Below are 19,866 nucleotides of genomic sequence, written 5' to 3'. Positions count from 1 at the left end.
ACAGACGATGCCATCCAATCAAGATAGTCGGATCTCATCAAAACACGCTATGGGCGACTCAGGAAACCGACGAACGACGTCTGATAATTTCATGGGCAACAGAACGAGCGAGCGCGGCCTTGCTGAGGAAACCGAAAACGCGTTCAGCTACTACGGCAAGCGAGAACAGCGACTATAGTCATTGGTGAGCCAGAGCGAATCCTGTCGCCGCTCTACCCTCCTGGCCCTCAATCAAATACCGCGAAAGCACGGCGGACGTCGTCGTGCTTCTTGAAGCGGAACGTGAACGTCTCACTGCCGAAAACACTCAGGCTCAGGCTGAGATCGAGGCATCGTTGCCGTTATAAATCCCTTGATGGTGGATGGAGTTATCCCGCCGACCAAGTTGTATTCCCCTGAGTAGACCCCAACCACCTTTCTATCAGGGCTCAAGCAATGAACACCTCAGAATTGGATGATGCAAAAAAAACGAATGACGACCTGGCTCAGGGGCCGCTGTCAGCCGGCACTGTCGCGCCCGACTTCACGCTGTACGCGACCCCTGATCAGCAGCTATCGCTGCGCGAGCTAAAGGGAAATCCCGTGATACTGGCGTTTTATCCCGCTGACTGGAGTGTGGTTTGTGGTGACCAGCTGACCTTGTACAACCAGTTGCTACCCACATTCAGAGAATACGGTGCGACGCTACTGGGTATTTCGGTTGACAGCGCCTGGTGTCATCAGGCCTTCGCCAAAGACCGAAATTTTCACTTCAGCCTGCTGGCCGATTTCGAGCCCAAAGGTGCTGTGGCGCGACAGTATGGAGCATACGATTCCCTCCTGGGGGTTTGTAAGCGGGCGCTGTTCGTGATTGACAAGGAGGGGGGGATCGCCTGGAGCTACGTCTCACCGATGGCAATCAACCCTGGGGCGGACGGCATTCTGGATGCGCTGGATGCGCTGGCGAATTCGCCACAAGACACGCAAACCAAAAATTAACGGGTGATCACATGGCCACTCTCAAAGTCCCGGTAAGTGACAACGACCATCGCCAGGGAAGTGCGCATGCCAAGGTCACCTTGGTGGAATTTGGCGACTATGAATGTCCCTATTGCGGTGAAGCGTATTGGATGGTCAAAGAGCTACAAAAGCATTTTCGCGATGATCTGCAGTTCGTGTTCCGTAACTTTCCACTGACCACCGCTCACCCGCATGCGATGGGTGCAGCTGTCACCGCTGAGTATGCCGGGAGTCGAGGATTCTTCTGGGAGGCTCACGACGAATTGTATGAAAATCAGGAGCGATTGGGCCTGCCGCTGTTTCGGGCCATCGCTCTAAAACACGGCCTCTCCAGCGAAGAACTCGTTCTTGCCATGCAAGACGGTACTTACCTCCCCAAAATACAATCCGACTTTAATGGCGGCGTACGAAGCGGCGTGAATGGCACCCCAGCGTTTTACATCGACGGGCTTCGCTATGACGGGGTTCCAGAGTTCGCCGAGATGAGCCAGATGATTGAGCTTTCGTTAGTGCGTGGGTGAAGTCGCTAGACAGCGACATCGGCTTGGCATCGCCCACACCGAAGCCGGGGACTAACAGCGTTAGCTTCCTTCTACATTTAAAGAGGTGTACACGGAGCCGGCAACTAATGAAATCATTGAAGTATTATGAAAAAAATCGGCGCGCCACATGGTTAGAGTTGTTTTTTGACCTGACTTTTGTTGTTACAATTGGCAAAGTTACGCATACTCTCGGACATGTTCATCAAGGCCACTTTGAACATGATCAATTATGGACATTTTTACTGATTTTTGTTCCATTGTGGTGGATCTGGTCTAGCCACACGATTTATTCCAATAGGTTTGATACAGACAGTAACCTTCACCGTTTAGCAACATTATTTATAATGTTGCTTCTCATTGTGGCATCTGCTCGGATCGGGGAAGATCTGGAAGTAAACTACCCCCTTGTTATTGCCTGCTATTTTGGTATACGTGCCATCATCAGTATTATGTACATTTCGTCCATAAGCAAACTCGATTCACGTAACGAATTCTCCTCTAAGCTTGGCTTCGCCCTGTTAATTAGCGCAGTTGTTAGTCTTTCATCCATTCTTTTTGACCCACCCGTGCGTTACCTTGTCGCTTACACTGGGATTCTTCTTGATATTCTGTTCCCTGTATTTTTCTGGACTAAACTAAAGCCACTGCCAGCACATACAGAACACTTGGTTGAACGCGTAGGCTTACTCACCCTCATCTTATTGGGTGAGTCAGTGATTAGCCTTTCTGGAGGATTATCTGACATTCAATGGGATCGTTATAATGTGATGGCAGCAATCACCGGATTTATCATGATTTGCAGTATCTGGTGGATCTATTTTGATAGTTTTTACCTGCTGAGCAAAAATGAAAGTAGTATGACTGGACACTCCCTGATTTACTCGCATCTTTTTCTATTTCTGGGGCTAGCACTCCTGGCAAATTTGATCAGGCATGCGATCCTGAATGACATTGCGATGCGCGATTTCCAGATTACGTCAATCATCGGTATGGCCTTATTTTTCTTAGGCAAGCAATATGGCTACTTCATAGCGGTACCTAAAATAAGGAAATACATACTACAAAACACCTTGATCGTGTTTTCTCTAGGTGGTTTGGTTATATTCCTACCCCGCGTCGAGTACATATTGGTCGGCCTGACAGCAACCATGATCTGTTATGTTTTACTAAACTTCCGGTATCGTTGAATCTTTAACGTTGGGCCATATCACGGGTGGATCAGCTATCCGCGCACATCAATACAGCCCTACCAACCAAAGCGGGTGGTCGCCTGGAAAGCACGGGGGCAAACGCCGCGGGAGGCACGCGCCAAGCGGCAAAAACCTAATCAAAGAAGGCCAGGGTGCGAACTTCGATACTCTCACGCGGCGGAGATCCCGGCGGCGTATTGGGGTCCTTGAAGGCGGTATGGGGCGTAAAGCGGGCACGGCCGTCGTGACGTGAGTCATACCCCTTGATCAGCAAGACTTCGTCACGGCGCATGTCCGGAAAATAGTACCAGCGCTGTTGCGGATTGTAGGCCAGGTGGTAGATCTCGCCGATACGATCCGGATAGACCAAGTCGGTGGCCAGCAGGTCATCGAAGTCGAGCGTCGAGGCATCCAGCACCGCCAGCGGTGAGCGCTTGACGGGCCCGCTCATCGGGCGCCAGAGGTTAATCTGGGCCACCGACACCTGTGCGCCGGCCTGATCCTGGCCCAGCACGTCGCGAATACGCTCAGGCCCCGAGCGGTCGGTGTAGTCATTATGCACACGGCTGGCTGGACCGCGAATATCCCGCCGCTCGGCGTCGCTGCGCCTGGTGTGGTCGAAGATGACGACCCGGCTCGCGCCCGTCAACTCCTTGATCAAGGCCTTGACCTCGTCATAGTAGACGCTTTCCACTGAGGTATCGTCGTAGAGATCGTCGACCACCGTATCCCGCCGATGGAGTTCAAACCCCTGCTTGTCCAGAGAAAGGCTGTCTGCCAACGGACGACCGTTGTGTATCGTGACCTCGCGCTCCTCCTGCTCAGCAAAGTAGTGCGGTTCACTGTTACCGGTCAGAGCCTCGGTATGCACATAGGGCTTCGCATCGTGCTTGACCAGGTAGGTGAGTTTTGTGATGACGCTGGCGGGCATATCAGTTGTGCACTTCAAGTAACACCTCCCGTTCTGCTGAGCGCATCCGGCGTAGTGTCACCGTGGCGGCGCTGTAACTTTCATGTAGACACCTTCAAGCTCGATCGTATGCCTTTGAACGGACACTATCAAATGCAGCCCGAGGTGCACGGCACACGACCGGTAGAAAAGGACCTCTCTAACTTCGGCATCGACGACCAGCTTGACCATGACGGCGTGTCGCACTCCGGGTCTGCGTCGATCATGAGCATCCGATATCCTGGCCCGCCCTTTACAATCGTTTGTCTGGCATAACGGGTTCGGACGTTGGTTATTAAACTTCCCGCACCACTATCTAGAGAAGCGGAATGCTATAGCTCACAAAAATACGATTCTGATCTACGCTACGAGCCGCTTCGCTGTTGGACTTGCCGTTACGCCAGCCAAATCCGACGCCTTTGAGCGCTCCGGACTGAAGCACGTAGTCCAGGCTAATGTCTCTTTCCCATTCCTTTTGGTTGTCGCCTGACGTCGTTTTAATATTATCGCCGGAGAGGTACATGACCGAGCCTTTCAGGCCAGGGACACCCAGTGCGGCGAAGTCGTAAGCGTACTGACCGAAAACTGTGCGCTCGCCTGCGCGGGCGAAACTTTGGATCAGGCGGTCTGTATACAGATACAGGCTTGCTCCACCGGCGCCCTTGTCTACCAGGCTCCCCTGACTGAGTTGAGTGAAGTTGCTGCCATCCGACACACTTTGATACCCCGCAGTAATCGCGTGGCCACCCAGTGTGTAAATCAACGCGGCACTCCAGGTACGGTTGTCGATCTCTCCATCACCGTTTTTGGTGTAGCCACTCATTCTGTAGCCTGACGTACCGGCGCTATTTGCACCTGAGGAGTCAGTTTTGAAGTAGCGCAGGTCGGTTTTAAGGGACTGATTGTCCGAGAGCGCCAGGGTGTGGATTAATCCCAAAAAATGCTGTTTATAGTAGTTATCGAGGTTGGCGTAGTAGTACTGGGCTGTCAGTTCCTTGGTGACGTTCCAATCGCCCCCGGCGAAGTCAAACTGATTGCTTTCACGCGTACCGCCAGCAACGGCCAACCCCGTCTGATCGGTCGAACCCCGCCCTGTTGCATGTTCGATCCGACCGCCAGTCAAGGTCAGCCCCTTGAACTCGCTCGAAGTGATTTGACCGCCCTCGAAAGTTTGTGGAAGCACGCGCCCATCGTTGGCGACCAGAATTGGGAGCTTCGGAATCAAAGTGCCGTAGCGAAATTCAGTTTTCGACATTTTGACTTTGCCGGTCAGCCCCAGCCGGCTCCACTCGTCGACGGCACGGTTGTCACTGTCAGAAGGCATCATGCTGCTACCGACATGCCGTCCTTTGCCGCTGTCCAGGGTAACCCCCAGCAACCCCAGGCCATCGACACCAAAACCAACCGTTCCATCGGTATAGCCCGACTTGAAGTCCAGCATGAAACCCTGCGCCCATTCTTCGGTTTTGGAAGGGTCGGCAATGCCATCGCGGTTGTCGTTATTGAAGTAGAAGTTTCTCATTCCCAAGGTGGCTTTGCTATCACTCAGGAAGTCAGCATGCGCCTGTACACTCAGGGTGATACTAAGAAACACCGAACTTGCAGTTATTGTTTTTCGACTCATTTATATAGCGCTCCATTTGTTATTTTGAAGTAATAGAAGCAGCGCAAAATTTTCCAGGTGCGCGTTTTTATTATTCTTAATATCCCGCTAAGCACGAGAAATCGACGATACCTTGCCCCGACTGCATCAAGTTAATATCGTTAATGCAAGTTCCAAAGTCGCTCATCGCACCTGTTTCTGTTATGCAGCGCGATAGCGTTAGAGCCGATTGTGTGAGAAAGGCGCAGGGAGTGCCTTGCCTGGGGAAATGGAGTTTTGCGTTGGGGTCTGAAAATTTATCTTATCGTCTGAATTTCAGGATTGGGGCCGGACACAATTGTCGGTCGAGTACCCAAAGGCTCAACGGGCTGACCTGACGACTGTCCTCTATAGCAACCCGCGGCGCGCCGATCACGACGCCCAAGGCCCAGAATGCGGTGTAACCATCTGTGACGGGGACCGAGCCGGACGACGAACATGGCGGTTCCCCGCAAAGCCGTCTACTCTTGCTGGATGGTCTCCATGCTTTTGCTCAGGCGATGTATCGGGCTGGAACGATCTGATTATTTTGACCGTCCGCTCATCACCAATCCGGACCTGCCCGCGCGTATTGCCAGCAACTGGCCCCTCACTCCGGTCGACCCGACCAGCACGTACGGCGTAACGGGCGAAGACTGCACCCATTACCCCACCTGTCGTTCCCAAGCGACCGATGCCGCAGCACCTCTTAAACAGGGGCGCTGTTCACGTTTCTCCCATTGAGGAAGATGAGTATGTATCGGCCGAGCACGATTCCTTATCAGCAGCATCGAGGGTTCAGCCGAACCTTCACACAGGGTCATTTGAGCCTTGGATTGTTCTTTCCTTTGGAGGCCTTCGATGGGGACACTCCGAGCATGCTCAACCAGGTCGCACTGGCCAAACAAGCAGAGGCGCTGGGCTTCTGCGCGCTCTGGTTCCGCGACGTGCCGCTTCGGGACCCTGGTTTCGGTGATGTTGGCCAACTGTTCGACCCCTGGGTTTACCTGGGCTATATGGCCGCTCACACGTCGGAGATAGCGCTTGGCACCGCCTCCATTGCCATCCCTCTACACCATCCTCTGCACACGGCCAAGGCGTCAGCCAGCGTCGATCAGTTGAGCGCAGGTCGCTTGATTCTGGGGGTAGCTTCCGGCGATCGCCCAGTGGAGTTTTCGGCTTTTGGCGTCGATCCCGAAAGACGCGGAGAGATCTTTCGAGAACACTACGAGGTGATTCGCCAAGCCCACAGCACCAGCTTTGAACCCATCCGCTGGAGCAGTGGTGAGATGCACGGCGCAGACCTCATTCCGAAACCCACAACCCATGTCATTCCAATGCTCGTGACCGGCAATAGTCGCCAGTCACTGGATTGGATCGCGCGCGAAAGCGTCGGATGGATCAACTATCCACGTATACCGAACATGCAGCGCCTGATCGTGGAAGATTGGCGGCAGGAGGTCATGAAGCAATGTGGCTCCGTCTATAAGCCCTTCACTCAGTCGCTCTACATCGACCTCGATGAGAATCCGTCCACGCCACCCACTCGCATTCATTTGGGGTTCAAACTTGGACGCTACCATCTCCGTTTTTTGCTGGAGTCGCTTGAGGAAATCGGAGTGGACCACGTTATCCTGAATCTCAAATACGGAAAGCGCCCTGCTGCGCAAGTCATTGAAGAGCTGGGTACTCACATCGTTCCGCAATTCGGAGTACAGCCGCTTCCTGAAACGAGTTAATAGGCCGGCCGCCTCCTTGCCGGCCTAGGTGGTACGGTTCAACAGGTTGAATCATCAGGCTGATACTTGTTCAAGGAATATCAGTTGCAACGGCTCTTCGAGCAGGTCATCTGCCGACGCGGCAAAGCGCAGAAAGTACGGCATCGAAAAATGCGCATCCAGCGCCGCCTGATCCCTGAAAGCCTCGCGCATGTAGAACGTGCCCTGCTCGTCACGCAGCTTGAACAACACATAGTCGAGATTGCCCGGCTCTGCGCGGGTCGGCTCGACCAGCGCCAGCAATTCTTGTTTCAATGCCAGTTCTTTGCCTGCCTTGGCCTTGAGCACGGCAATCGATACCAACACGTTACTGGACGTATTCACCGTCAACGCTCCAACAATAAAAAAATGGAAAGTGATGCCGCGGGCAGTTAAGCGGGCCCGCCTGCTGGATGAGTGAAATCAGAAACCTTCCAGAACGATCTTGCCCCGGGCCTTGCCGCTCTCGACCAGCGCATGGGCACGACGCATGTTTGCCGCATTGATCGCACCGAAGTGCTCGCCCACGGTGGTTTGCAAAACACCTTGGTCAATCAGAGCGCTGACCCGGTTGAGCAGGTGATGCTGGCTGATCATGTCCGGGGTTTCATACAGCGAGCGGGTGAACATCAGCTCCCAATGCAACGACAGCGACTTGCGCTTGAGCGGCATCACGTCGAGGCTTTCGGGATCGTCAATCACACCCAGACGCCCTTGCGGCTTGAGCACCTCGATCAGTTGTGCAAAGTGCTGCTCGGTGTGAGTCAGGCTGGCGACATAGTCGATCTCTGGCACGTCGAGCGCTTGCAACTGTGCGAGCAGTGGCTGGCTGTGATCGATCACGTGATGCGCGCCCAACTGCCGCACCCAATCAGCGGTTTCCTGGCGTGAGGCAGTTCCGATGACGGTAAGGCGGGTCATCTGTCGGGCTAGTTGCACCAGCATCGATCCGACGCCCCCAGCCGCTCCAGTGATCAACAGGTACTTGCCCTCCCCCGAACCCTCGGCGACACCGAGCCGGTCAAACAACAATTCCCAGGCAGTGATCGAGGTCAACGGCAACGCGGCCGCATCGGCTGCACTCAATGTACGAGGCTTGTGCCCGACGACCCGCTCATCGACCAAATGGAATTCGCTGTAGCTGCCTGTGCGGGCAATCGAGCCGGCATAGAATACTTCATCGCCCGGCTGAAACAACGTCACTTCAGAGCCGACCTCACGGACAATGCCTGTGGCATCCCAGCCGAGGATTTTTGGTTCTTTTGTGAAAGTTCCGGCGCGCACCTTGGTGTCGACCGGATTCACTGATACCGCGCGAACTTCAACCAGCAGGTCCCGTGGACCAGGCGTGGGCATCGGGAGGTTGATATCAATCAATGCTTGTGGATTGTCGATGGGCAATGCGTGTTCGGTAAAGGTGATGGCTTTCATGGACACTCGCTGTCTGAAGGGTTGGTGCATTCACTTGCAGCCATCTTCGACTTCCCACGTACATAGAAAAACAAGCAGAATGCGCCAACACTTTCACTGCAGGAGTGAAAATGATCCGCATCGATGATCTTGGTTTGTTCATCCGCAGCGCCGCGCTGGGCAGTTTCACCGCAGCGGCGCTGGAGGCTGATCTTCTGCCCGGTCAGGTCGCCGCCGCCATCAAACGTCTGGAACGCGAGCTGGATGTGCGCCTGTTCGCCCGTACCACTCGCAGCCTGCGATTGACTGCCGAGGGCGAGCAATATCTGCCCACCGCCCACGCCGTGCTTGAGACGCTGAAGCAAGGCAAGGAAAACCTGCGTGGTGAGAACGCCACGCTGCGGGGCGTACTGCAAGTGACAGCGCCGTCCGATCTGGGGCGCAACATACTGCTGCCGTGGCTGACGCTGTTCCGCCGTCAGCATCCAGAATTGACGTTGCGTTTTTTCCTGTCGGACCAGATGGCCAATCTGTTTCGCGACCCGGTGGACGTGGCGATTCGATACGGCCCGAATGAAGACGCCAACTACGTGGCACTGCCGCTTGCACCGTGGAACCAGCGGGTGCTGGTTGCCTCGCCGGAGTATGTGAAACGCTGCGGTTCTCCCCAAACGCCGGATGACTTGGGCAAGCATCACTGCCTGCTCTATCTGCAAAATGGCCGGGTCTACGACAAGTGGAACCTGGGCGGGCAAACCGTGCAGGTTTCGGGGCCACTGTTCAGCGATGACGCCGATGTCGTGCGACGCTGGTCGTTGGACGGTGAAGGTATCGCCTACAAATCCTGGCTGGATGTCAGTGCCGATATCGCCGCTGAGCGCCTGCTTGTGCTGCTGCCGGATTATCCTGGCGAAGCTTCGCCGTTGAGTCTGGTGTGCCCGCATCGCAAGCAGATCAGCCCTGCCGTTTCCCAGCTTTATACGTGGTTGAGTGGTCAGTTTTCTGCGCTGGAGCGCCGTGAACCGAATGACTGCGATTGATGCTCACAGAGCATCCCGCGCTTCATGGTTCGGCGGATCAATGCGCTCAATATTCCCCAATACCAACGCTCGTCCGGCAAACAGGCCGCCCGCTGTTTCCAAGGCAAAACGTTCGGCATCACGTTTGCGCACTTCGTCGATGACCGCGTCGGCTTCGTGCTCAGACGCACCCAGCGTCACCACGGCCTGACGGCCGAGCAGCAGGGCGGCCTCAAAGGTCTCCCGCACTATGTAGTCGGCGTCGTGTTCGACCAGTTCCAGCGCGTGTTCGCGGTCAAAAGCGCGCACCAGCACTTTCACCTGCGGGCAGTAGTGCCGCGTACTTTCGACAATGCGTGTCGCGGCTTTTTTATCATCCACACAAATAATGATGGCGCGGGCGTGATGGGCACCGGCAGCGTGCAATATTTCATGGCGGGCGCCGTCGCCGTAATAGACCTTGAAACCGTAGGGTGTCACGGCGCGGATGACCTCCGGATTTACATCAATGATAGAAATTTTTGCTCCCTGAGCGAGCGGCACCTGGCAGGCAATCTGCCCCACACGGCCAAAACCGATGATGAGTACATTGCATTGCAGATTGTGTGCGGCTTCCACACCGTCCATGGACACGGGCTGTGGGCGAGTAAACCGTTTGCACAGCAATAAGGTCACCGGTGTAAGCGCCATGGAGAGCACCACGATGGCCGTCATGTTGGCGTTGACTTCAGGACCGATGACCCTGAGTTTGAGCGCTTCGGCAAACAGCACAAAAGCAAATTCGCCACCCTGCGCCATCAGCACGGCGCGATCCAGCGCGTCGCGATGACCGCTTTTCGCCAGACGCGCAACTGCATAAATACACAGGGCCTTGACCAGCATCAGTGCCAGCACACCAGAGATGATGAGCCTCCACGCGCTGACCATCGCTTGCAGATCCAGCGACATGCCGACGCCGAGGAAAAACAGCCCCAGCAGCAGGCCACGAAACGGTTCTATGTCGGCCTCCAACTGGTGGCGAAATGTGGATTCCGACAGCAGCACACCGGCAACGAAAGCACCCATCGCCATTGAAAGACCGCCGATTTCCATCAGCAGCGCTGCTCCCAACACAACCAGCAGCGCAGCGGCAGTCATTACCTCGCGCGCTTTGGCATGGGCCAATACTCGAAACAGGGGATCGAGCAGCCACAATCCGATGGCCACCAATGCACCCAGGGACAGCGCTGCGGTACCTATGCGTTGCCAAAGGGGTGACGTGTGTCCATTCGCCAACTCAGTGGGCGCCAGAAATGCCACCACCGCCAGCAAAGGGGCTATCAACAGGTCTTCAAACAGCAAAATGGACACGACGTGCTGCCCTCTCGACTCGGTAATGTCACCGCGTTCCGAGAGAACTTGCATAACCAGGGCCGTGGAGGTGAGTACAAAACCCGCTGCGCAGACAAATGACACTTGCCAAGGGAATCCAAAAGCCATGCCGACAAAAGTGAGCAGAACAGCACAGACCACCACCTGCAGGCTGCCCAGCCCAAAGATCTGCCGACGCAGATCCCATAGGTGCGAGGGTTTCATCTCCAGTCCAATCACAAAAAGAAACATCGCCACACCCAGCTCGGCCACCTCAATGATGGTGTGGGGGTTATTGATCAGTTGCAGTCCGAAGGGGCCGATGATCAGCCCTGCCGCCAGGTAACCGACCACTGAGCCGAGCCCGATGCGTTTGAGCAACGGCACTGCCACCACGGCGGCGGCAAGCAAAGTGACGACAGCAAATAATTGACCTGCATTGCCTTCAACGGCCATGGCATTGACCCTCATCCCACATCAGGACCGGTAATGCGTCCACGGCCAGGCGTGTCGAGTAGAGCTTTAAAGCTCAGCGCTCAGTCCCGCAATTTTTTCAGGACCAAGCACAATATCTGGAGGGTTCACCAAGAACTCTCCAGGGTAGGAATGACACCTGAAGTGTAGTGCAGACACCGGCATCGTTTGAAAGGGTGACAAAAAATTCAGTAGCTTTTCCCTCTCCGTACCGCAAAAGGGCCGGCTAAAAATCCTTTCATTTATACCGAACGCGTAGGCATGGCTTGAATATTGGACAAGGCACTTTGGCCACGACATTCACCTTAAATACAAGTGTTTTAACGCATCGCTCCTCACACCCATCTGATACGGTTTTTTTTCGACAACCTGAGCCTTTTTCGTCAACCAACAGTCTATAAAGTGCAAGCGCGATGTTCTTTCAAACAACAAAAAACAGCCAACTAGTTTTGGCGCTTGAACACACTGACGCGCTCAAGAACTTAGACAATCCCAGGATCAACAAAAGAACCCTGTTTATCAGAAATAAACGGGGAAAATAACTATTCACTTGCTTTGGAGACGGCCGTTGTGCGAAAGCTTGGCTTGGGCTTCCTGGTAACTGGCGTTTTTGGGCAACTATCAGCACTACTATGGACCTACACGTCCACAGGACCAATTTGTCAAAATAACGTCGACAATTCATACATTCAGAAAAAGGTGGCAAAGTTCGAACAACTCATCGATGACACCGCCAATAAAGTTGTGACAGACCTCAGTACAAAACCTTCCGACGGGCTTACGCCCCTTGCGAAAAACGAATTCCGGATACCCGACTCAACGGAGGCTGACGCCGTACAGTTTTTGATTGAAAAGCCAGACGAAACACCGGTACTTTCGCTGCCTTCATTACCCACACAGGCGCACAAATGGACAATTATTCTCAGCGGTCTGATTGCTTTTACCGGCCTGCTCTTGGCACTCTTCGCCCGCAAAAAAACCATCGATCCGCAATGGCATGTCTTTCGCACCGTACCAGGCTCGCCAATCACGCTGGAACGCCCGTGCTTGACATGCGGCGGCTACATTTTCCACACTAAAAAAGAAGCTTCAGCTACGCCTTTATCCGGACTATGGGTGGTCGAAATTGCATTGAACACACCCAGCCGCCATCGCGCAGTAAAAGCCATTCAGCAGTTGGAGTTGCCGGTAGCGCGTAAAGAAAACAACTTTGTCGTCATCGGCCCGTATAAACAGAAGCAGGATGCGGCTCGAGTCGTGAAAGAGTTGAGTGAAAGTCATGGTGTTAGAGGATGGATGATGGCGGGAAATTGACATAATCCTGTGTAGCGCTACTGATCTCGAAAAAATGTCTACCTGTTTTATGACACGAGAGTGTATTCATGATCGCAAAAGAACTTAGAGCCGAACTCGCCCTGAAGAAATTCCTGGGCGCCAACTTATGGATCCAGCTTGAACTCAGCGAGCTGAACTACAGCCTCGCTGAAAACTGCGGGCTCTCGCCAGAAGAATATCGCCTTAAATTTCTGAAAGAAGCATTTGAAGCAGAAGCGGAGGCTCACGACTGCGATTGCTGGGACTTCATGCTGCAGTGGGTAGCCGAAACCAAGGAAGAACTTGAGTTGATGCGCGAAGAACGCATGAAAGAGATTTATGACTTTCTGGACAATTAATAAACTCTACAAATTTCGCAGCCTATAAAAGCCGCTCGTTTCAATATGAAAGACTAACTTCATCGGCGGGAGTATTGCCCAATACCCCCGCCCTCCTCTCGGTTCAAACTGTCGCATAACAATCCACTACACGCCGATACTGGCTGGGTGAAGCTCCGATATGCTGACGGAAAAACCGTGTGAAATGACCTTGCTCGGAGAACCCGAGATTCTCCGACAACAGGCCCAACGTTCCACTGCGCTCACGCTCAAGCCAGGCAAAAGCCCGGCGCATGCGCGCGTCGTTAAGCAACAGGGTCGGCGTCATGCCGGTATCTTTCTTGAACAGCGCAAAGAAGTGCGCCCGCGACAGACCACAAGCCCGCGCGGCATTGTCGATCGGGTTCGGATCATCGAGGTGCTCAAGCAACCAGGCGGTGCCACGGCGCACGCGCGCGTCCCGGAACTCAGCTGAGTTCGGCGCACCCGTTAGCGACAAATGCCGCCAGCTGGAAAAGTCCTCGATCAGTTCGATCAGGAAGTCGAACAGCATGAATTCCATGCGCTCTTTCGGCACGATCCCGCAGCCATGCGCTTCGGCGACCAGGATGTCGGCCAAGGTGCGATTACGACTCGACAGCTCGATGCACGGCTGGGCAAAAAAGTCCGGCCGACCGCTGAGCGCCAGCGACTGCTGGGCAGTGGCCAGCCAGGCGGGCTCGATGTAGAGCGCCAGGATGACGGTTGCACCGGCACCCGGCTGCGGATCGTAGAAATGCGGCTCCCAGGCATTGACCAGCACCGCCGTGCGATCGCTGAGCGGAACCCGCCGACCGTTGACGTTGAAGTAAGTGTCCTCGCCGGACACTTTGACCAGCACATGGCATTCGGAATGGGTATGGGTGACCAGCGAATGATCCATATTCAGCAAGGCGACCCGGCCAAACCTGCCGTGGAAAACCCGTTGGGCAATCGACATCAGATTCCTCCGCTCGCTTGAAGCGATATTGTTATCGGCCTCAATGCATATCATCGGGGCGCTTATCTATTTCTCAAGCCCGTCGATCGGTCCATGGTTCAGCAACACTTGGCTGGCCACTATCGCGCGCGAATGACCGAGCGTCTACCTCGACTTTCGCAGCCCCCACGTTCGTCGGAAAAACCGCCTTACAAGGCATGGCGTTCTTTGCCGTGATAAACGCGCAGGATATCGGCCACCACCGCCAGAGCGATTTCCGCCGGGGCCTTGCTGCCCAGATCGAGGCCGATGGGCATGTGTAAACGGGCGATCTGTTCATCCGTCAGACCACCGATGCGTTTCAGCCGCTCGGCGCGCTTGGCCGACGTTGCCTGAGATCCCATGGCGCCGATGTAAAACGCCGGAGTGTGCACCGCTTCCATCAGCGCCAGGTCATCGATTCGCGGATCGTGAGTCAGCGCCACCACCGCAGTCGCCGCGTGGCAACCTCCGGCGGCAATGAACATCGATGGCAGCACGCGTTGCATCTCCACACCTTCGAGATGTACTTGCAGCATCTCTTCCCGGGGATCGCAGGCGATGACTTCGCAGCCGATGGCGCGGGCAAAACTGGCGCAGAATTCGGCGACCGGCGAGAGCCCCGCCAGAATCAGTCGTAACGCCGGGCCGACGCTGATGCGCACGCTTTCGTCGACGACTTGCACCCGCTCGCTGCCGTGTCCGGTGTCCGGGTCCAGGCGCAAGGCACCACTGCTCAGTTCGACGTGACGCAGCAGACGACGCTGACCCAGCAACGCTGCTTGCAGACTCTCCAGGTGGGCGATCCATTCGAGACTGGCAGCGCGGTGCTCGACCAGCACGATCAGCACGCCGCCACAGGGCAATCGTAGACGGTGGCGTTGCTCGACGCTGTCGCCATAACTGACGATCTGTGCCGGTTCGCGTAATTCACCGCGCGCCAGGCTTTCGAGAAACTCCTCTTCGACGCAGCCACCCGACAGCGAGCCGACGTGTTCGCCCGTGCCATTGGTCACCAGCATCGCACCCGGCGCACGCGGCGCCGAGCCATAGGTGGAGAGCACCGTGCACAGCCACTGCGCCTGCCCGGCGCGAGCCCATTGCAGTGCCTGGTCGATCACCTGAACATCGAGATGACGCATATTGTCTGTACCTCAAGCAAAGCGTGGTGCTGCATGCAGGGTTACGTTTACGGTAACCTGCGAGCAATCTTGTCAATCGTTGATTCAACATGTCGCCACAACAATTTTTGCAACTTGGACCGCTGCGCCTGGAATATCGCCAAATCCCTGCGGCTGATCCATCGCGACCGACACTTGTGCTGCTGCACGAAGGCCTCGGAAGCGCCGACCAATGGAAAGACTTCCCCCAGCGCCTGGCCCAGGCCAGCGGCTGCGGTGTGGTCACTTACAGCCGTCAGGGCTATGGGCAATCGAGCCCCGTAACCCTGCCGCGTCCGCTGAACTACCTGAGCAGCGACGGCCCTCGTGAACTGCGGCAACTGCTCGATGCCTTGCAACTGCCGCAAGTGGTCTTGCTCGGTCACAGTGACGGCGCATCCATCGTCCTCGCCTATGCCGCCGCCAACGATCCACGCGTGTTGGGCAGCATCGCACTGGCACCTCACGTGATTGTCGAGGCCGAGAGCCTCGATGGCATTCGCCACACCACCGAGGCTTGGCATCAGGGCGAATTGCGCGAGCGCCTGGCACGCCATCATGGGACCAATGTCGACGGCGCTTTTCACGGTTGGAGCGACAGTTGGATGCACCCGGACTTTTCCCTGGACGATCTCGAAGCGCAGTTGGCTTGTATCGAAAGGCCGCTGCTGGTCATTCAGGGTCGCGACGACCACTACGCCACGCCCGAGCAACTGGTGGTCATCCAGCGACAGGTCGCTGGACCGTGCCGCTGTGTGTTGCTGGATAACTGTCGGCACTTTCCCCAGACCGAAGCGACCGAGCAGACCTTGCAGCTGATCTGCGAATTCCTGAAGCGCCTCCCCGCCTTTACTTGAAATTGCCTTGGGTTTCTGGAATCACCACGCTGCCGATCAGGTAGATCACCGACAGACCGACGGCGAACATCGCCAACACCATGGGGATCTGCGCCGGGCTGCCGCTGACCAGGGACACAAAGGTCGGCATGGTTCCGCCGAGGGCGAAACCGATGTTCCAGGACAATCCGGTGCCGCTGGCTCGCAGCTCGGTGGCAAAGCGTTCGTTGAGGAAGATCAGAATCGGCGCGATGATCGCCCCACCTATGAAGCCTATACCCACGCAATACAGCGCAGTACGGGTCAGCGAACCCGATTCGGCGACACCCAGAAACATCATCGGCAGGCTCACCAGATTGATCACACCCAGCAGCATGAAGGTCTTCTTGCGACCGATCAGGTCGCTCAGGTAACCGAAGGCCAGTGCGCCGACAATGGTTGCCACCGACCCGTACATGAGCATCTGCGAAGTCTGCGCATGAGGCACTTTGGCGACCACGTTGAGCAACGTCGGCAGATAACCGCAGGCCAGGTAATACGTGGCACCGCCTCCGAACGTAATCAGCAGATTGACCAGCATCACGCCGCGGTACTCGCGACCGAACAGACGCTTGAGCGGCGACACGACAACTACCGCCGGCCCCCTGGTTTTGCGCGCTTGTTGCAGTTGCTGCCAGACCGGGGTCTCTTCCAGGTAACGGAACATCACCAGACCGAAAAACGTGCTTAGCAGGCCGCAGAAGAACATGAAGCGCCAGCCCCAGACGTCAAATTCTTCCCCGGGAAAGATCTCCGACAACACCAGATAAGTGAATGACGCCAACAGCGCGCCCATACCGGCGCCGGCACCACCGATCAACCCGGACATCAAGCCGCGATAGCGCGGCGAGATGGATTCGGTGCCGATGGTGTGAGTGGAGGCAACGATGCCGCCCACGAAAATGCCCTGAATCACCCGCAAGACCAAAAACAGTATCGGGGCCAATATGCCGACCTGATGAATGGTCGGCAACGCGCCAAACAGTGCCGTGGAAATACCGACGCCGACCATCGACACCATCAACGCACGCTTGCGGCCGTGTTTGTCGGCATACGCGCCGAAGATCGCCGAGCCCAGCGGACGCACCAGCAACGCCACGGCGAACGAGGCATATACCGCGGCCAGCGACAATGTCGGGGTGTCCGAGGGGAAGAACAGGCGGCCGATAATCGGTGCCACATAAAGCAGAATGAACAGGTCAAACAAATCCAGCGCCCAGCCGAATGTCGAGGCAAATGCCGCGAGCAAGGCCTTGCCCGGTGGAATCTGTGGTGTATCGCTAGCGGCGCTGGAGGGTGATGCAGTTATTGTTGTTGTCGTAGTCATGGTTGCCTCACACAAACGGTGATCGAACGTTCTGCATCCCGGTGCACGGGTTGCGAGTAATCAGCAGGTCAGCGGTGAAACCTTGATGTGCCCTTTCAGTTGCATTGAAGGGGCGGCAGGCCCTGCTCCGTAAGGCGTACGCTGTTACCAACATACTCCCGGGCCCGCTCGCCAGTACGATTTACTCGCCGATAAACACGGCCGTACGCTTGCTGTGAAACGCTTCAACGCCTTCCTTGAAGTCCTTGGAGCTACGCAGACGGCTATAGCAGTGACCTTCCATTTCGATCGCGACGGTCAGCGGCGCATCTTCGTTGTCGTTGATCAGTTTTTTCGCCGTGCGCTGAGCCAACGGCGAGAAGCGCCGCAGTTCATCGACCAACGCGTCGACGGTGCTTTCCAGTTCGGTATCCGGCACGACCTCGGTTGCGATACCCCAGGCGTAGGCCTGGTCGCCGGTGATGCGTTTGGCGCGCATTACCATGTGTTTGGTGCGGGTGATGCCGATGATTTTCTGCAGGCGCGCAGAGCCACCCGAGCCCGGGATCTGACCGAGGTTCTGCTCAGGCAAGGCGTAGCGAGTGGTTTGCGAAGCAATGCGGAAATCACAGGCCAGGGACAGTTCGAAACCGACGCCGAAGGTGTAACCACGGTTGGCAACGATCACCGGTTTTTCGCAACGTGCCGGTGCCGCGACGTTCCAGGCCAGCTTGGAAACGTGCTCTGGCGACGCTTCGAGGAAGCCCTTGATGTCGCCACCGCTGGAGAAGTGTTCACCCACCGAGCGCAGCACGATGACGCGCACGCCTTTGTGTGCATCGAGTGCTTCGAAGACCTGGCGCAGTTCATCACGCTGACCCATGGAAATGACGTTCAACGGTGCGCGGTTGAGGATGATGTCGGCGCGCTCGCGGGACACATCGACTTCAACCTGGAAGCCATCGAACTGAGTGTCGAGAAATTGCTGGATCGCTTGTTGTTGCATGGGAGTGTCCTCTGGATGATTAGCTGATGGCCTTCAAGGCCTGTTCCTGAAATTCGGCCAGCAGCACGCGCCGCAGCACCTTGCCCACTGGAGATTTGGGAATCTGATCGACGAACTGATAACGCCGTGGCCGCTTGAATTTGGCCAGGCCCGAAGCGATGCAATGGGCATCAAGGTCGCCTTCCGAGACCTCGGCGCGCAGCTTGATAAATGCGGCAATGATCTTGCCCCACTGCTCGTCGGGCAGACCGACCACCACCACCTCTTCTACTGCCGGGTGCAGAGAGAGCATGTTTTCGATTTCCGACGGGCTGACGTTTTCGCCGCCGGTGATGATCAAGTCATCGACACGCCCCGTGACGAACAGATCGCCCTCCAGATCGAAGTAGCCGATGTCACCGGTGAAATACCATCCATCACGCAATGCCTTGGCGGTTGCTTCGGGGCGGTTCAGGTAGCCTTCGAACGCCTCGTCACTCGCCAGGTCGGCGATGATCTGGCCCTCCTCCATTGGGTTGACCTGCACGTCTGCCGTTTCAGCATCGATCGGCACCACGCGCACGCGCTGGTTCATTGCACTGCGCCCTGACGAACCGGGTTTGCGGCTGGCTTGCTGGTCGATGGTGAAGGTGTAGATCTCCGAGCTGCCGTAATGATTGACGAACAACTGCGGCTGGAACGCCTGCTCGACACGACGCATCAAGCCGTCGCTCATCGGCGCACCGGCAAAGCCGATTTTCTCCACACTGGCGACTCGCTCGCGGGCAAAGGCCGGGTGTTCGATGAGCATGTGGTAGAGCGTCGGCACCAGGTACAGGTTGCTGACCTTTTCCCGCTCGATGGCCTGCAGCGTCGCTTCCACGTCGAACTTCGGCACACAGACGAAATGTCCGTCGATCAGCGCCATGGACAGCAACGAACGCACGCCCATGGTGTGATAAAGCGGCATGACACCCAGCGTGCATTCGCCCTGGCGGTAAAGGTTTTGCGCGACGTGAGCAACCGCCGCGGCGCGTTCGCTACGGTGCCGACGGGGCACGCCCTTGGGCTTGCTGGTGGTTCCGGAGGTATACAGCAACAGTGAAAAATCTTCGGCGTCGGCCTGCAAAATGATGCCGGAGGGGGTCTGCGAACACAGTTCCTCGAAACTCAGGTCGGTGTTGGCAGCACGCAGACCGGTGGCGATCCGTGGCAGCCTTGTGGCGGCGCTGCAACCGGCCACGGCGGTCACGGTCGCGTCGTCGTAAGCCACTGCACGGATTTGCGCATCTTCGATGCAGTAGCCCAGTTCCTCGGCAGTCGAACGCCAGTTCAACGGGGTCATGACGATGCCCGCAAACTGACAGGCCCAATGCAGGGTCGCCATCTGCCAGCGGTTTTGCATCACTACCAACAGTCGATCACCGCGTTGCAGCCCAAGGCATTGCAAGCCCCAGGCGGCACTCTGGATATCGACGAACCATTCTTCATAGGTTTTCTTCAACGCACCGTCACTGACCGCTACGGCGTGCGGGCGGCGTTCAACGGCAGCGAGGAAACTGCGTCCGAGATCGAACATT

General features: G+C 56.2%; 18 protein-coding genes. 8 read left to right on the top strand and 10 right to left on the bottom strand.

All coding sequences use genetic code 11. The features are described from left to right. Window positions 1-435: 435 nt before the first annotated feature. From J4E53_RS07255 to J4E53_RS07245, 3 genes are all read left to right on the top strand, one after another. Window positions 436-978 (top strand): redoxin domain-containing protein, encoded by a 543-nt coding sequence (locus tag J4E53_RS07255; RefSeq protein ID WP_060742328.1) that lies wholly within the window; start codon window positions 436-438, stop codon window positions 976-978. 11 nt (window positions 979-989) lie between these two features. Continuing rightward, on the top strand, window positions 990-1,520 hold the full coding sequence (locus J4E53_RS07250) for a thioredoxin domain-containing protein (RefSeq protein ID WP_060742329.1): 531 nt from the start codon (window positions 990-992) through the stop codon (window positions 1,518-1,520). Between the two features lie 107 nt (window positions 1,521-1,627). Then, window positions 1,628-2,728 (top strand): low temperature requirement protein A, encoded by a 1,101-nt coding sequence (locus J4E53_RS07245; protein ID WP_103308325.1) that lies wholly within the window; start codon window positions 1,628-1,630, stop codon window positions 2,726-2,728. A 136-nt stretch (window positions 2,729-2,864) separates the two neighbouring features. Here J4E53_RS07245 and J4E53_RS07240 read toward each other — a convergent pair whose 3' ends face one another. Continuing rightward, window positions 2,865-3,662 (bottom strand): CmcJ/NvfI family oxidoreductase, encoded by a 798-nt coding sequence (locus tag J4E53_RS07240; RefSeq protein WP_177431689.1) that lies wholly within the window; start codon window positions 3,660-3,662, stop codon window positions 2,865-2,867. A 334-nt stretch (window positions 3,663-3,996) separates the two neighbouring features. Next, window positions 3,997-5,304: an OprD family porin gene (locus tag J4E53_RS07235; protein ID WP_060742332.1), complete on the bottom strand. Its 1,308-nt coding sequence runs from the start codon at window positions 5,302-5,304 to the stop codon at window positions 3,997-3,999. Between the two features lie 752 nt (window positions 5,305-6,056). Between J4E53_RS07235 and J4E53_RS07230 the strand changes: the two genes are divergently transcribed. Further along, entirely contained in the window at window positions 6,057-7,040 is a 984-nt protein-coding gene (locus tag J4E53_RS07230) for an LLM class oxidoreductase (protein WP_060742333.1), read from the top strand. Between the two features lie 54 nt (window positions 7,041-7,094). Here the strand turns inward: J4E53_RS07230 and J4E53_RS07225 are convergent, their stop codons facing one another. Next, the gene (locus tag J4E53_RS07225) at window positions 7,095-7,403 is read right to left on the bottom strand and encodes a putative quinol monooxygenase (protein WP_060742334.1); all 309 of its coding nucleotides are present in this window, start codon (window positions 7,401-7,403) and stop codon (window positions 7,095-7,097) included. A gap of 78 nt (window positions 7,404-7,481) precedes the next feature. After that, window positions 7,482-8,489, bottom strand: coding sequence for a zinc-binding alcohol dehydrogenase family protein (locus J4E53_RS07220; RefSeq protein WP_060742335.1), 1,008 nt, complete (start codon window positions 8,487-8,489; stop codon window positions 7,482-7,484). A 110-nt stretch (window positions 8,490-8,599) separates the two neighbouring features. Between J4E53_RS07220 and J4E53_RS07215 the strand changes: the two genes are divergently transcribed. Then, window positions 8,600-9,508, top strand: a complete 909-nt coding sequence (locus J4E53_RS07215; protein WP_060742336.1) for a LysR family transcriptional regulator — start codon at window positions 8,600-8,602, stop codon at window positions 9,506-9,508. Between the two features lie 3 nt (window positions 9,509-9,511). Here J4E53_RS07215 and J4E53_RS07210 read toward each other — a convergent pair whose 3' ends face one another. Continuing rightward, entirely contained in the window at window positions 9,512-11,293 is a 1,782-nt protein-coding gene (locus J4E53_RS07210) for a monovalent cation:proton antiporter-2 (CPA2) family protein (protein ID WP_081015430.1), read from the bottom strand. 588 nt (window positions 11,294-11,881) lie between these two features. On the opposite strand from J4E53_RS07210, the gene J4E53_RS07205 reads away from it, so the two are divergent. Further along, window positions 11,882-12,625 (top strand): SPOR domain-containing protein, encoded by a 744-nt coding sequence (locus J4E53_RS07205; protein WP_060742337.1) that lies wholly within the window; start codon window positions 11,882-11,884, stop codon window positions 12,623-12,625. Between the two features lie 68 nt (window positions 12,626-12,693). Further along, a complete protein-coding gene (locus J4E53_RS07200; RefSeq protein ID WP_060742338.1) occupies window positions 12,694-12,984 on the top strand; it encodes a DUF6388 family protein in 291 nt (96 codons plus the stop codon). A 103-nt stretch (window positions 12,985-13,087) separates the two neighbouring features. Here the strand turns inward: J4E53_RS07200 and J4E53_RS07195 are convergent, their stop codons facing one another. Together J4E53_RS07195 and J4E53_RS07190 are read right to left on the bottom strand one after the other, a co-directional pair. Then, window positions 13,088-13,942, bottom strand: a complete 855-nt coding sequence (locus J4E53_RS07195) for an AraC family transcriptional regulator (protein WP_060742339.1) — start codon at window positions 13,940-13,942, stop codon at window positions 13,088-13,090. Between the two features lie 188 nt (window positions 13,943-14,130). After that, window positions 14,131-15,102: an XdhC family protein gene (locus tag J4E53_RS07190; protein ID WP_060742340.1), complete on the bottom strand. Its 972-nt coding sequence runs from the start codon at window positions 15,100-15,102 to the stop codon at window positions 14,131-14,133. Between the two features lie 89 nt (window positions 15,103-15,191). On the opposite strand from J4E53_RS07190, the gene J4E53_RS07185 reads away from it, so the two are divergent. Further along, window positions 15,192-15,977 (top strand): alpha/beta fold hydrolase, encoded by a 786-nt coding sequence (locus J4E53_RS07185; RefSeq protein WP_060742341.1) that lies wholly within the window; start codon window positions 15,192-15,194, stop codon window positions 15,975-15,977. Here J4E53_RS07185 and J4E53_RS07180 read toward each other — a convergent pair. From J4E53_RS07180 to J4E53_RS07170, 3 genes are all read right to left on the bottom strand, one after another. Beyond that, entirely contained in the window at window positions 15,970-17,322 is a 1,353-nt protein-coding gene (locus tag J4E53_RS07180; RefSeq protein WP_060742342.1) for an MFS transporter, read from the bottom strand. The genes J4E53_RS07185 and J4E53_RS07180 overlap by 8 nt on opposite strands. Before the next feature lie 181 nt (window positions 17,323-17,503). Next, on the bottom strand, window positions 17,504-18,307 hold the full coding sequence (locus tag J4E53_RS07175; protein WP_010459412.1) for an enoyl-CoA hydratase/isomerase family protein: 804 nt from the start codon (window positions 18,305-18,307) through the stop codon (window positions 17,504-17,506). 19 nt (window positions 18,308-18,326) lie between these two features. Continuing rightward, window positions 18,327-19,865, bottom strand: a complete 1,539-nt coding sequence (locus J4E53_RS07170; protein WP_060742343.1) for an AMP-binding protein — start codon at window positions 19,863-19,865, stop codon at window positions 18,327-18,329. Window position 19,866 lies beyond the last annotated feature (1 nt).

This window comes from Pseudomonas sp. FW305-28, assembly GCF_017351395.1.
In the GTDB taxonomy this organism is placed as follows: domain Bacteria; phylum Pseudomonadota; class Gammaproteobacteria; order Pseudomonadales; family Pseudomonadaceae; genus Aquipseudomonas; species Aquipseudomonas fluorescens_AA.
The sequence above is the reverse complement of the archived record's forward strand: the minus strand, read 5'-3'. Positions and strand labels throughout refer to the sequence as shown.

Coding starts and splice junctions, on each gene's coding strand:
- J4E53_RS07255 (WP_060742328.1), top strand. CDS start 436: ATGAACACCTCAGAATTGGATGATGCAAAAAAAACGAATGACGACCTG.
- J4E53_RS07250 (WP_060742329.1), top strand. CDS start 990: ATGGCCACTCTCAAAGTCCCGGTAAGTGACAACGACCATCGCCAGGGA.
- J4E53_RS07245 (WP_103308325.1), top strand. CDS start 1,628: ATGAAATCATTGAAGTATTATGAAAAAAATCGGCGCGCCACATGGTTA.
- J4E53_RS07240 (WP_177431689.1), bottom strand. CDS start 3,662: ATGCCCGCCAGCGTCATCACAAAACTCACCTACCTGGTCAAGCACGAT.
- J4E53_RS07235 (WP_060742332.1), bottom strand. CDS start 5,304: ATGAGTCGAAAAACAATAACTGCAAGTTCGGTGTTTCTTAGTATCACC.
- J4E53_RS07230 (WP_060742333.1), top strand. CDS start 6,057: ATGTATCGGCCGAGCACGATTCCTTATCAGCAGCATCGAGGGTTCAGC.
- J4E53_RS07220 (WP_060742335.1), bottom strand. CDS start 8,489: ATGAAAGCCATCACCTTTACCGAACACGCATTGCCCATCGACAATCCA.
- J4E53_RS07215 (WP_060742336.1), top strand. CDS start 8,600: ATGATCCGCATCGATGATCTTGGTTTGTTCATCCGCAGCGCCGCGCTG.
- J4E53_RS07210 (WP_081015430.1), bottom strand. CDS start 11,293: ATGGCCGTTGAAGGCAATGCAGGTCAATTATTTGCTGTCGTCACTTTG.
- J4E53_RS07200 (WP_060742338.1), top strand. CDS start 12,694: ATGATCGCAAAAGAACTTAGAGCCGAACTCGCCCTGAAGAAATTCCTG.
- J4E53_RS07195 (WP_060742339.1), bottom strand. CDS start 13,942: ATGTCGATTGCCCAACGGGTTTTCCACGGCAGGTTTGGCCGGGTCGCC.
- J4E53_RS07190 (WP_060742340.1), bottom strand. CDS start 15,102: ATGCGTCATCTCGATGTTCAGGTGATCGACCAGGCACTGCAATGGGCT.
- J4E53_RS07185 (WP_060742341.1), top strand. CDS start 15,192: ATGTCGCCACAACAATTTTTGCAACTTGGACCGCTGCGCCTGGAATAT.
- J4E53_RS07180 (WP_060742342.1), bottom strand. CDS start 17,322: ATGACTACGACAACAACAATAACTGCATCACCCTCCAGCGCCGCTAGC.
- J4E53_RS07175 (WP_010459412.1), bottom strand. CDS start 18,307: ATGCAACAACAAGCGATCCAGCAATTTCTCGACACTCAGTTCGATGGC.
- J4E53_RS07170 (WP_060742343.1), bottom strand. CDS start 19,865: ATGTTCGATCTCGGACGCAGTTTCCTCGCTGCCGTTGAACGCCGCCCG.